General features: G+C 71.3%; 13 protein-coding genes. 9 read left to right on the top strand and 4 right to left on the bottom strand.

The genetic code is table 11. The annotated features are described in order from the left end of the window. Positions 1-217: 217 nt before the first annotated feature. Positions 218-487 (bottom strand): YMGG-like glycine zipper-containing protein, encoded by a 270-nt coding sequence (locus tag MFF04_RS21570; RefSeq protein WP_238279039.1) that lies wholly within the window; start codon positions 485-487, stop codon positions 218-220. 220 nt (positions 488-707) lie between these two features. Between MFF04_RS21570 and MFF04_RS21565 the strand changes: the two genes are divergently transcribed. Both MFF04_RS21565 and dusA read left to right on the top strand, forming a co-directional pair. Further along, a complete protein-coding gene (locus tag MFF04_RS21565) occupies positions 708-1337 on the top strand; it encodes an urease accessory protein UreE (RefSeq protein ID WP_238279037.1) in 630 nt (209 codons plus the stop codon). Positions 1338-1365: 28 nt separating this feature from the next. After that, positions 1366-2385 (top strand): tRNA dihydrouridine(20/20a) synthase DusA, encoded by a 1020-nt coding sequence (gene dusA, locus MFF04_RS21560; protein ID WP_283206400.1) that lies wholly within the window; start codon positions 1366-1368, stop codon positions 2383-2385. Here dusA and MFF04_RS21555 read toward each other — a convergent pair. Further along, positions 2382-3917 carry a glycosyltransferase family 4 protein gene (locus tag MFF04_RS21555; protein ID WP_238279035.1) on the bottom strand — a complete coding sequence of 512 codons (1536 nt, stop codon included), beginning with the start codon at positions 3915-3917 and terminating at the stop codon, positions 2382-2384. The two genes, dusA and MFF04_RS21555, sit on opposite strands and share 4 nt — an antisense overlap. Positions 3918-4204: 287 nt before the next feature. On the opposite strand from MFF04_RS21555, the gene gyrA reads away from it, so the two are divergent. From gyrA to MFF04_RS21520, 7 genes are all read left to right on the top strand, one after another. After that, complete coding sequence (gene gyrA / locus MFF04_RS21550) at positions 4205-6943, top strand: DNA gyrase subunit A (protein WP_238279033.1); 2739 nt, start codon at positions 4205-4207, stop codon at positions 6941-6943. Positions 6944-7140: 197 nt separating this feature from the next. Beyond that, on the top strand, positions 7141-7989 hold the full coding sequence (locus MFF04_RS21545; protein ID WP_238279031.1) for an outer membrane protein: 849 nt from the start codon (positions 7141-7143) through the stop codon (positions 7987-7989). Positions 7990-8209: 220 nt separating this feature from the next. Next, complete coding sequence (locus tag MFF04_RS21540; protein WP_238279029.1) at positions 8210-8428, top strand: hypothetical protein; 219 nt, start codon at positions 8210-8212, stop codon at positions 8426-8428. Between the two features lie 52 nt (positions 8429-8480). Beyond that, positions 8481-8981, top strand: a complete 501-nt coding sequence (gene coaD, locus MFF04_RS21535) for a pantetheine-phosphate adenylyltransferase (RefSeq protein ID WP_238279027.1) — start codon at positions 8481-8483, stop codon at positions 8979-8981. A 40-nt stretch (positions 8982-9021) separates the two neighbouring features. Further along, positions 9022-9570: a peptidylprolyl isomerase gene (locus tag MFF04_RS21530; protein WP_238279025.1), complete on the top strand. Its 549-nt coding sequence runs from the start codon at positions 9022-9024 to the stop codon at positions 9568-9570. 4 nt (positions 9571-9574) lie between these two features. After that, positions 9575-10048 (top strand): UCP034077 family protein, encoded by a 474-nt coding sequence (locus tag MFF04_RS21525; RefSeq protein ID WP_373320138.1) that lies wholly within the window; start codon positions 9575-9577, stop codon positions 10046-10048. Positions 10049-10221: 173 nt separating this feature from the next. Next, positions 10222-10683, top strand: a complete 462-nt coding sequence (locus tag MFF04_RS21520) for a peptidylprolyl isomerase (RefSeq protein WP_238279043.1) — start codon at positions 10222-10224, stop codon at positions 10681-10683. Between the two features lie 6 nt (positions 10684-10689). On the opposite strand, the gene mobA is transcribed toward MFF04_RS21520, so the two are convergent. Next, complete coding sequence (gene mobA, locus MFF04_RS21515) at positions 10690-11289, bottom strand: molybdenum cofactor guanylyltransferase MobA (RefSeq protein ID WP_283206399.1); 600 nt, start codon at positions 11287-11289, stop codon at positions 10690-10692. A gap of 8 nt (positions 11290-11297) precedes the next feature. Then, positions 11298-12449 (bottom strand): Mrp/NBP35 family ATP-binding protein, encoded by a 1152-nt coding sequence (locus tag MFF04_RS21510; RefSeq protein WP_238279023.1) that lies wholly within the window; start codon positions 12447-12449, stop codon positions 11298-11300. Positions 12450-12542 lie beyond the last annotated feature (93 nt).

Here is a 12542-nt window from a genome sequence, read left to right as displayed (position 1 = left end):
CCGAGACCGGCGCCGCCGAGCTTGCCCCAGATGCCGGCGCTCACGGACGCGCTCCCGGCTTAGACACCCGCGACGGGGCGGAGGAAGGGGGTGGGCGTGTCATGGCGGGCAGGCTCGCTCTCGCGCCGAGGGCGTCGGGAGATACAGGCTCCGCCCGGAACGAGAAAGGGCCGGAGCGTCGCCCCGGCCCTTCCCGAAACGCTGGATCGCAGCGGTGTCAGCGGCAGTAGACGTTGCCGTAGGCGTCGCGATAGGTGCCGTAGGGGCACTGGGGCGCAGTCGCCGCGCCGACGATGGCGCCGCTGGCGCCGCCAATCGCCGCGCCCGCGAGCGCGCCGCCAGCCCGGCCGGTCGCCGCGCCGCCGATGGCGGCGCCGGCCAGCGCGCCGAGGCCGGCGCCGCCGAGGGCGCGATCCTGCGGCGTGTTGCAGGCGCCGAGCGAGAGGGCGAGCGCGCCGGCGAGGGCGGCCGCGATGATCTTCTTCATGGGTCCGAGACTCCCTTGTGCAACCGTTCCGGCGTTCGGCCGCCGTGACCGTGGTGCGGGACGAGCTTAGCTATTATGGTCGGAGAATGCACGCCGCACGGCCAAGGTTCCGCCGGCACGGCGAAATCGCGCCGCGGACCTTCCCTTTCGGGGGCCGGGCGCCGACATCACCCGAGACCGCCCGCCGCCGCGCCGGCCGGCCAGCCCTGACGAGGACCCCATGCTTCGAGCCACCGCGACCGTCCGCAAGCCGGCCGTGCGCCAGGACGCCGTCGTCGACCGCCTGAGCCTCGACCACGCGCACCGCAACCGCGCCGAGGGGGAACTCACCACCGAAGGCGGCCTCGCGATCACCCTGGCGCTGACCAAGGCGCCCGCGCTCGAGGACGGCGACGCCCTGCGGCTGGAGGACGGCCGCCTGATCGCGGTCGGCGCCGCCGAGGAGCCGCTCCTTGAGGTCCGCGCCGGCACGCCGGCCCGGCTCCTGCGCCTGGCCTGGCAGCTCGGCGGCAGCCACGTGCCGGCGGAGGTCGCGGCGGACGCGCTCTACGTGCCCGCCTCGCCCGCCAACGCGGAGCTGATTCGCGGCCAGGGCGGCAGCGCGACGCCGGTCTCCCGCGCCTTCCGGCCGGAGCGCGAGGCGCATGATCACAGCCAGTGCGGCCACGACCACGGTCACCACGACCATGGTCACGACCATGCCGGCCACGATCACGCCCATTCCGTCGGACACAAGCACGAGCACGACCACAAGCATGACCATGATCACGGTCACGGCCATGCGCACGCGCGCGATCATGACCACGGACACCAGCACGGCCCCGATTGCGGGTGCGGCCACAAGCACTGAGAGCGGAACGATCCCGAACCCGACCGCGATGGTGCCCGAGGACCTACGCTTCTCCGTCGCACCGATGATGGACTGGACGGACCGGCACTGCCGGGCCTTCCACCGCACCCTCTCGCGCCGCGCCCGGCTCTACACGGAGATGGTCACGACGGGGGCCGTGATCCACGGTCCTCGCGAGCGGCTGCTCGGCTTCGGCGCGGGCGAGCATCCGGTGGCGGTGCAGCTCGGCGGCTCGGAGCCCGCCGACCTCGCCGAGGCCGCGCGGATCGCCGCCGCGTTCGGCTACGACGAGGTCAACCTCAACGTCGGCTGCCCCTCCGACCGCGTGCAGGACGGGCGCTTCGGCGCCTGCCTGATGCGCGAGCCGGACCGGGTCGGCGACTGCGTCGCCGCGATGAAGGCGGCGGTGCGGGTGCCCGTCACCGTCAAGTGCCGCATCGGCGTCGACGACCAGGACCCGGAAGCCGCCCTCGACGCGCTGGCGGAGGCGGTGACGCGGGCCGGCGTCGACGGGCTCATCGTCCATGCCCGCAAGGCTTGGCTCCAGGGCCTCTCACCGAAGGAGAACCGGGACATCCCGCCCCTCGACTACGGCCGGGTGCTGCGGCTCAAGCAGGCGCGGCCCGAGCTTCCGATCGCGGTCAACGGCGGCATCGCGACGGTCGACGCGGCCGCCGACTTGATCGGGCAAGGGCTCGACGGCGCCATGCTCGGCCGCGCGGCCTACGCCGATCCGGCGATCCTGCTCACGGTCGATCCGGTGCTGTTCGGCGAGCCCGCACCCGTCGCCGACCCGTTCGAGGCGCTGGAAGCCTTCCTGCCCTATGTCGCCGACGCGCTGGCCGGCGGCACGCGCCTCCAGGGCGTGACCCGGCACATGCTCGGCTTGTTCAACGGCCGCCCCGGCGCCCGGGCCTGGCGCCGGCACCTCGCAACCGCCGGAACCCGGCCCGGCGCCGATCTCGACACCCTGCGGGTGGCCGCCGGCCTGGTCTCGCGGGAGAGCGGCTTCGGCCACGCGCCGCTCGCGGAAGAGGCCGCCGTCTAGGGAGGGGCGTCACCCGTCGCGCGGTGCCGGGTGACGCCGAGCGTGGCGGCTGGCAAGCGCGTGCCGTCCTCGAGGATCAGCTCCATCACGCCGGAGCAGGGCTCGGCGGGCAGCGTCGCCGCGCCGGTGAACCAGAGCCCGTAGAGGCCGGCCGCGCCGTCGCGCGGGGCGCGCAGCACCTGCGTCCGCTCGGTCTTGAGGCGCTCGTCGCGCCCGTCGATCCGCACGGCGATGCCGGCGATGGCGACGATGCCTTCGAGCCGGACGATGCCGAAGAAGCCGAGCTTCGAGCGCTGCCCGCTGACGAAGCGCATCCGCGCCACGCGCCGCGTCTCCCAGTGGACAAGGCGCGGCTCTTCGAGGGGCACGACGCGGATCAGGTCAACCTCCGGCAGCCGTTCGGGCTCGAACATGATCTCCGGCGCGAAGGGCGTGCCGTCGAGCGCGTGGTTCACAGCCTGCTGGACCACCCGGCGCACCGGCCGCAGCCGCGGCAGGCGTAACGTCCGGTGCAGGGCCGCGGGATCGAAGGGCGAGACGGTGTCGCGGAGGACATCGGTCAGGGCGATGCGGCCGAGGAAGGTTTCGCGCACCGCCCCCACGCCTCCAACGGCCTCCGCGAAGCCTTCGCGGATCATGCCGGCGATCTCGGCGCCGCCGCGGATGGAAGAGCCCCGGCCGGAGAAGGTATCGTCGGCCGCCTGCTCGGCGTTGCCCGGCAGGATGTATCCCGGCCCGCCATAGTGGTCGTAGCAGAAGGCCGGCACGCCCCGGCTGAGAGCCTTCTGGACGGTGTGGCCGATGGTGACGACCGCGTCGACGCCGTCGATCAGCTCCGGCGTGACGAGACGCGGCGTGCCGCCCTTGCCGATCTCCTCGACCGTGATCCCCGCCTCGCGAAGGAGCGCCGCCGCCTCCGAGACCTCCGGCGGCACGTGGTTGGAGACGATGGCGATGCGCGAGAGCCTCGCCGGGCGCGGTGGCCGCAGCGGCCCGAACCACTCCGGCGGCAGCGGATTGTTCGTCACCATCGTCCGGGGCGGCCGGTCCCCGAGGCTCTCGCGGGCGTCGCGGAGGGCGCGGGGCGAGACGAAATGGAGCGTGTCGGCGTCGTCCGTGATGCCCCAGAGTGCCTCGGTCCCGCTGAAACGCGACAGCGAGGCGAGCACCAGGAAGCGGAAGCGCACGTCGCATTCGAGCAGCGCGATGCCCCAGGCCATCCAGTTATGGGCGTAGACGAGATCGAAGCGGCGCCCGAGCAGCGGCGTCGGGTCGCTCGCCATCTCCACGGCGTCCTGGAACTCGGAGAATCCCTCGGCGAAATCGCGATTCACGTCGATCGCCGCGACCGTCACCCGAACACCGCGGGCGCCGAGCGTCCGTGCCAGATCGGCCATCACGAGCTGCGCGCCCGCGTACTCGTGCAGCCGGCTCGCAATGACGAGAGCGGTGCCGATCCCCTTGCTCCGCAGCGCCGCGGCGAGCGCGTCGATGCGGGCTTCATCATGCTCGCGTCCGTCCGGACCGGCCATGTTCGAACCGTTCTCCGAGAGGGCTTCTGGAGGCGGCGCGCTGCACCGCAATACGCCCTCGCAAAACTCAGACGCGAAGCGGCAGCCTCATTCAAGCGGGGCCGCGCCATGCTCAACGGAAATCGCCCCGGCAGGGCGTGGCCAAGCTTGCTTGCACAGGGCAAAATGCCTATTTAAGTCCCTGACAACATTCGCCTTCCAACCAGTGCCCACGCGCGGCGCCGGGCCGGAGGGCGGGGCCGCGGAACGCGCTCCGAGCCGCCGCATATCGCAAGCGGAACAAGACCTTGGCAGACAACACCGACGACACCGGCGCGGGCGCTCCGCCGCCGGCGACCGACATCAAGCCCGTTTCCATCACCGACGAGATGCGCCGCTCCTACCTCGATTACGCGATGAGCGTGATCGTGAGCCGGGCGCTGCCGGACGCGCGGGACGGGCTGAAGCCGGTCCACCGCCGCATCCTGTTCTCGGCCTACGAGTCCGGCTTCCTGCCGGAGCGGAAATACGTGAAGTCGGCCCGCATCGTCGGCGACGTCATCGGCCTCTACCACCCGCACGGAGACCAATCGATCTACGACGCGCTGGTGCGCATGGCGCAGGACTTTTCCATGCGCCTCATGCTCATCGACGGGCAGGGCAACTTCGGCTCCGTCGACGGCGACCCGCCGGCGGCGATGCGCTACACCGAATCGCGGCTGGCCAAGCCCGCCACCGCGCTCCTCAACGACATCGACAAGGACACGGTCGACTTCGGCCCGAACTACGACGAGTCGCGCGAGGAGCCGAGCGTCCTGCCGGCCCGTTTCCCGAACCTTCTCGTCAACGGCGCCGGCGGCATCGCCGTGGGCATGGCGACCAACATTCCGCCCCACAACCTCGGCGAGCTGATCGACGCCTGCGTCGCGCTGATCGACGATCCGGGCCTGACGATCGACCAGCTCATCGAGATCGTGCCGGGTCCCGACTTCCCGACCGGCGGCGCCATCCTCGGCCGGGCCGGCACGCGGCAGGCCTACACCACGGGGCGCGGCTCCATTATCATGCGGGCGAAGTCCCACGTGGAGGAGCTGCGCAAGGAGCGCGAGGCGCTGATCTTCACCGAGATCCCGTACCAGGTGAACAAGGCGACGCTCATCGAGAAGATCGCCGAGCTGGTGAAGGAGAAGCGCCTCGAGGGCATCTCCGACCTTCGCGACGAGTCCGACCGCGACGGCATGCGCATCGTCATCGAGATCAAGCGCGACGCCATGGCCGAGGTGGTGCTGAACCAGCTCTACCGCTTCACGCCGCTGCAAAGCTCCTTCGGCGCCAACATGGTGGCGCTGAACGGCGGCCGGCCGGAGCTGATGAGCCTGAAGGACCTGCTCCAGGCTTTCGTCGATTTCCGCGAGGAGGTCGTCTCCCGGCGCACCAAGTTCCTGCTCGGCAAGGCCCGCGAGCGCGCCCACGTCTTGTGCGGCCTCGCCATCGCGGTCGCCAACATTGACGAGGTGATCCGGCTGATCCGCACCTCGCCGGACCCGAACGCCGCCCGCGAGGCGCTGATGGCCCGCGACTGGCCGGCCCACGACATCGCCCCGCTGATCGCACTCGTGGACGACCCGCGCCACCGGGTCTCGGACGACGGCACCTATCGGCTGTCCGAGACACAGGCCCGCGCCATCCTGGATCTCCGCCTCCAGCGCCTCACGGCGCTCGGCCGCGATGAGATCGGCGACGAGCTCAAGGCGCTCGCCGACGAGATCGCCGACTATCTCGACATCCTGCGCTCCCGCGCCCGCATCCAGGCGATCGTGAAGGGCGAGCTGGCGGAAGTCCGCGAGCAGTTCGCCACGCCCCGGCGCACGGAGATCCTCGACTACGACTCGAACGTCGATGACGAGGACCTCATCGCCCGAGAGGACATGGTCGTCACCGTCAGCCACGCCGGCTACGCCAAGCGCGTGCCGCTCTCGACCTACCGGGCCCAGCGCCGGGGGGGCAAGGGCCGCTCGGGCATGTCGACCCGCGACGAGGATTTCGTCACCCGTCTGTTCGTCGCCTCGACGCACACGCCGGTGCTGTTCTTCTCCGGCCACGGGCAGGTCTACAAGGAGAAGGTCTGGCGCCTGCCGGTGGCGGCCCCGAATGCGCGGGGCAAGGCGCTCGTCAACATCCTCCAGCTGCAGACGGATGGCGAGCGGATCACCACGATCATGCCGCTGCCGGAGGACGAGGCGTCCTGGGACAGCCTCGACGTGATGTTCGCCACCGCCTCCGGTCAGGTCCGTCGCAACAAGCTCTCCGACTTCGTGCAGGTGAACCGCAACGGCAAGATCGCCATGAAGCTCGACGAGGGCGACCACATCGTCCACGTCGAGATCTGCCGCCCCGAGCAGAATGTCCTGCTGACGACGGCGCAGGGGCAATGCATCCGCTTCCCCGTCGAGGACGTGCGCGTCTTCAAGGGCCGCGATTCGACGGGCGTGCGCGGCATCTCGCTCGCCAAGGACGACCGCGTCATCTCGATGACGATCCTCAACAACTTCGAGGCGAGCGCCGAGGAGCGCGCCGGTTATCTCAAGATGCGCCGGGCCGTCATCGGCGAGACCGGCGAGGAGGCCGCCGAGGCGGCGTCCGAGAACGGCGAGGAGGGCGTGTCGGAAGCCGCGATCTCGCTGGACCGCTACAACGAGATGAGCCTGCACGAGCAGTTCGTGCTCACCATCTCGGAGCGCGGCTTCGGCAAGCGCAGCTCCGCCTACGAGTATCGGACCTCGGGACGGGGCGGGAAGGGCATCACCGCGATGCGGGTGAACGCCCGCAACGGCGACCTCGTCGCCTCCTTCCCCGTCGAGACGACCGATCAGATCATGCTCGTCACGAATGCCGGCCAGCTCATCCGCGTGCCGGTGGACGACATCCGCATCGTCGGCCGCGCCTCTCAGGGCGTGACGGTGTTCGACACCGCCAAGGACGAGCGCGTGGTGTCCGTCGAGCACATCGAGAGCGAGGACGAGGCGGAGACGGACGACGGGGTCTGAGCGTCGGTCGAACTGGCGCGGCGGCGACAGTCCAAAAAAATCGCCGCCGCCGGGGATTAAAGGTCTAATCAATAACGCACGGTAGAAACACGAAGGGTACAAGTTCGCGCGCAGGCTGTGGCCCAAATATCATATCGGTCCGGACCCGATCAGCGTAGTCGTGATTTCAAGAACATCGTTCGGATCCGAGGCCCACTGTGATCAAGACCCTTCTCTCGACCGTCGCCGTCTCCGCCGCCCTCGTCGGCGCCGCCGCGGCCGCCGACCTTCCCCGTCGGGCCGCTCCGCCGCCGGTGATCCCGGTGCCGGTCTTCACCTGGTCCGGCCTCTACCTCGGCTTCAATGCCGGCTACGCCTTCACCGAGAGCGACACGATCCGCACCCGTGGCATCAACACGCTCGGCATCCCCGGCGGCGCGAACCTTCAGGCGAACGTCGACAACGGCCTGCGCCGCCCGGCCGTCAACGTCGCCCAGGACGGCTTCACCGCCGGCGGCCAGGCCGGCTTCAACTACCAGTTCACGCCGGGCTCCGGCTTCGTGGTCGGCGTCGAGGCCGACGCGCAGTATCTCGACCTGCAGCGCACCCGCCGCGAGACGATCTTCAACCCGGCCTTCAACCCGAACGTCCTGACCAACACCTACCGGTCCGATGTCAGCTTCCTCGGCACCGTCCGCGGCCGCGTCGGCTACGCCTTCGACCGGGTCCTCGTTTACGGCACCGGCGGCTTCGCCTACGGCGACGTCGACCGCACCGTGGTCTTCCAGACCGCCGCGCCGATCACCTACGCCGGCGCCGCCCGCGAGATCGAGATCGGCTACGCCTACGGCGGCGGCATCGAGTACGCGATGCCCACCGACTCCTTTCTGAACTTCTTCAAGGCGAACGCCGTGACGGTGAAGGGCGAGTACCTCCGCTACGACCTCGGCAGCCGCAACGTCTTCGTCCCCTCCGTCGGCGGCCCCGGCGTCGGCTACGTCTCGCGCTTCAGCACCGAGGGCAGCCTCGCCCGCGCCGGCATCAACTACAAGTTCGGCAGCTACTAGGCCTCAAGCTCAAAACTCCCGAACGTCTCGAAGAGGCGGCCGCCGGCATCGGCGGCCGCCTCTTCGTATCTGGACCTTGAGGAGGCCTGAAACGGGCGCGGAACGTGCGTTTCCGGCCGTCCGTCGCGGGATCGTCAAGACTTTCTCCAGAAACGGCCTTTATCGGAACCTACCGAAGACCCGCCCGGCGCGACGCGCGCTGCGGCAGCGTTCCGTAGGGGTGTCCGTGTACTTCATCGTCAGCGCGAAGCAGGAATCCCGCTCCGTCAGCTTCGAGCGGCGCTCGATGACGGACGCGCTCGACACCGCGATGACGCTGCTGGCCTCGGGCAGGAGCGACGTGAGCATCGCCCATCCGGACGGGCGCCGCTCGACCCCCGCGAGCTTCCTCGCCGACTGCCTCGGAAGCCCCAAGCGCGAGACGCGCCGCGCGGCCTGAGCCGCGACGACCCGGTTCCGCCGGGGCGCGAAATGCTCTACCTGCGCTGGGCATGATCCGCACCGCGCTCTACGCCGGCTCCTTCGACCCGGTCACGAACGGCCATCTCGACGTGGTCCGCCAGGCCTGCCGGCTGGTGCATCGCCTCGTCATCGCCGTCGGCATCCACCCCGGCAAGACGCCACTCTTCACGGCCGAGGAGCGGCTGGAGCTGCTGCGCGAGACCTGCACGCCGATCGCCGCCGCCGAGAGCGCGACGCTGGAGGTCGCGACCTTCGACGACCTCGCCGTCACGGCCGCGCGCCGCTGCGGCGCCAGCCTGTTCATCCGCGGCCTGCGGGACGGCACCGATCTCGACTACGAGATGCAGCTCGCTGGCATGAACGCCACCATGGCGCCGGAGGTGCAGACGGTGTTCCTGCCCGCCTCCATCCATGTCCGGCCGATCACCGCGACCCTCGTGCGCCAGATCGCCGCGATGGGCGGCGACGTGGACGCCTTCGTGCCGAAGCCCGTCGCCGAGCGCCTCGCCGCCCGGTTCGCCAAGTCCTGACAGGGCTCCGGCGAAGACCATCACCAGGAGAGAAACGCCCATGAACCGCCGCCACGCCGTCTCCGCGCTCGCCCTCGCGCTCAGCCTCGCCGCATCCGGCGCGGCGCGGGCGGCCGACGACAACACCGTCTACCTCGACACCAAGGACGGCCGCGTCACCATCGAGCTGCGCTCCGACATCGCCCCGAAGCACGCCAAGCAGATCAAGACGCTGACGGCGCAGGGCTTCTACGATGGCCTCAAGTTCCACCGGGTCATCGACGGCTTCATGGCCCAGACCGGCGACCCGAAGGGCAACGGCACCGGCGGCTCCAGCCTGCCGAACGTCCCGGCCGAGTTCTCCTCGGCGGGCTTCCGCCGGGGCACGGTCGGCATGGCCCGCTCGTCGGATCCGAACTCGGCGAACTCGCAGTTCTTCATCTGCCTCGCCGACGCGCCCTTCCTGAACGGCCAGTACACGGTCGTCGGCGTCGTCACCGACGGCATGGACGTGGTCGACAAGATCAAGAAGGCCGCCCCCGGCGCGCCGGGCGGCAGCGTCCAGAACCCGGACAAGATCGTGAAGATGAGCCTCGCCAAGGCGAGGTAGCCCGGTGCGGGCGCGCCTCGCCCTGGCCTGCCTCGCGGCCGTCTGCGCGGGCGCGGCCGGGGAGGGGCGCGCCTCGCCGTACGGCTCGTATCCGCTGGCCCTGCCGGAGACCTTGCGTGGGACGGTGCAGGTTCCCCTCGACGGGGACCGGCCGGCGCAGGTCTCGACGCTCGGCGCGCTCTACCGGGCGCTCGCCGCCTGCTGGACGGCGCCCGAGGGCCTGCGCAAGCTCGAAGGGCTGGAGATCACCGCCCGCTTCGCCCTGCGCCGGGACGGAAGCGTCATCGGCACGCCGCGCATCACCTTCGCGGCCGGCGCCCCCGGCCCGGAGGCCCGAGACGTGCTCGTGCGCGCCACGCTCCGGAGCATCGCCGCCTGCACCCCGGCTCCGGTGACGGAGGGGCTCGGCCGCGCCGTCGCGGGCCGCCCGCTGGCGCTGCGCTTCGTCTACCGCGGCCCCGAGGGCAGGGGCATCTGAGCCCTGGAATCGCCCGCGGGGGTTGAGGTCGGCGCCTGCCTCGCACTACACCGTCGCTCGCACCTCTCTCTCGCCGACGGCGCGGGAGCGATCCCATGGCGGCACCGAGCGCGCTCCCCGAGCGCCGCCGCCTTACCGACGCCCCCGCCGCGGGCAAGCCCAAGGACCATCGCATGGCAGACAACGAGACCATCGTGCTCGAGACCACCAAGGGACGGGTGGTGATCGGGCTGCGCCCCGACCTCGCCCCGAACCATGTCGAGCGCATCAAGACGCTGGCCGCCCAGGGCTTCTACGACGGCGTGCCGTTCCATCGCGTCATCGACGGCTTCATGGCCCAGACCGGCGATCCGACCGGCACCGGCTCGGGCGGCTCGGAGCTGCCGGACCTCAACGCCGAGTTCAACGCCGAGCCCCACGTCCGCGGCACCTGCTCGATGGCCCGCACCAACTTCCCGCACTCGGCGAACTCGCAGTTCTTCATCTGCTTCGGCGACGCGCGCTTCCTCGACAAGCAGTACACGGTCTGGGGCAAGGTCACCGAGGGCATGGACGTCGTCGACCAGATCAAGCGCGGCGAGCCCGTGCGCGATCCGGACAGGATCGTGAAGGCGAGCGTCGGCACCGCCGCCTGACACCGCTCACCCCGCCGCGGCGATCCGTTCCGCCGCGGCGAGGTCCTCCGGCGTGTTGACGTTGAGGAAGGGGTCGAAGGGCTCCGTCGGCCATGCCGCCACCGCGGCGCCGTGCCGGGCGATGAAGGCCCCGACCCGCCGCTCGCCGCGCTCCACCAGCGCGGCGCGCAGCTCCGCCCGCAGGGCGACCGGCCAGAGCGCCACCGTGTAGTGCTCCCGCTCCCTGGAGGCGGCGAGTGCGATGGGCAGGCGCTCCACCTCCCGCGCCGCCACGAGCCGCGCCACGAGGTCGGCCGGCAGGAAGGGCGCATCCCCCGAGACGCTGACGACCGCCGACAGGCCGCGCCCCGCCGCGTGGTCGAGACCGGCGAGGATGCCGGCCAGCGGCCCCGGATGATCTGGCAGATCGTCCGCCAGTACCGGTCCCGGAAAGTCGCGGAAGCGCGCCGGATCGCCGTTGGCGCTGAGCGCCAGACCCGCCGGACATTGCGGCGCCAGCCGCTCGATCACCCGCGCCAGCAGCGTGCGGCCGCCGAGCATCGCCAGCGGCTTGTCGCCCCCGCCCATGCGCCGCGACAGCCCCCCCGCGAGGACGAGGCCGAGCACGGGCGCCGCTACTCGATGACGATGCGCGGCGGGGCGCGGCCGGCGCCGGTGCTCGCGCCGCCGGTCAGGTTCGTCCAGAGCGCTGCGGCAATGGAGCGATAGGCCTGCGCGTGCGGGCCGTCCGGGTCGACGGCGACGACCGGGCGGCCGGCATCCGAGCTCTCGCGGATCGTCATGTTCAGCGGCACCTCGCCCAGGAAGGGCACGCCGAGCCGCTCGGCCTCGGCCCGGGCGCCGCCATGGCCGAAGATGTGCGAAGAGTGCCCACAGTTCGGGCAGACGAAGGTCGCCATGTTCTCGACCACGCCGAGGATCGGCACCGCGACCTTCTTGAACATCGTCACGCCGCGCCTTGCGTCGATCAGCGCCAGGTCCTGGGGGGTCGAGACGATGACGGCGCCGGCGAGCGGCGTCGCCTGGGCCATGGTGAGCTGCGCGTCGCCGGTTCCGGGGGGCATGTCGACGATGAGCACGTCGAGCTCGCCCCAGGCCACGTCGCGCAGCATCTGGGTGATCGCCGACTGCACCATGGGCCCGCGCCAGATCATCGCCGACTCCGGCTCGATCAGGAAGCCGATCGACATCACCGGGATGCCGTAGCCGCGCATCGGCTCCAGCACCTTGCCGTCGATGACGCTGGGCTTGCCGGAGAGCCCGAACAGCTTCGGCACGGAAGGGCCGTAGATGTCGGCGTCGAGAAGGCCGACCTTGAGACCCTGGGCGTGGAGCGCCAGCGCGAGGTTGCAGGCGGTGGTGGACTTGCCGACGCCGCCCTTGCCGGAGGCGACCGCCACGATGTGGCGCACGCCCGGCAGCGCGGGACCGGCGCTCGGCGCAGGGCCCCGCTGCTGCGAGGCGGGCGGGGCGCCCGAGCGAGGCGGCGAGACCGGCGGCGCCGATGAGCCGGCGGCGCGCTCCGCCGTCAGGCTCGCGAAGACGCCCGAGACGCCGGGGATCGACAGCACCTTGCCCTCGGCGGCCTTGCGCACCGGCTCGAAGCGCTCGGCCTCGCTCGGGTCGATCCAGATCGAGAACATCACCCGGTTGCCCGGATCGACCACGACCTCGGACAGGCGGCCGGAGGCGGGCAGGGGCGTGCCGGCCGCGTCGACCGTGACCGTCGAGAGCGCCTTCAGCACGTCGTCGCGGGAGATGGCCAAGGGGAACTCCTGAAAACGATGGGGTGGCCGCGCCCGCGGGCGGCCGTCTGTATTCACCCCATGTATCGAGGGATGCGCGAAACGCCAGGGCCA

The organism is Methylobacterium jeotgali (assembly GCF_022179345.1).
Taxonomy (GTDB): domain Bacteria; phylum Pseudomonadota; class Alphaproteobacteria; order Rhizobiales; family Beijerinckiaceae; genus Methylobacterium; species Methylobacterium jeotgali.
This window is presented reverse-complemented; position numbering and strand designations above follow the sequence as displayed.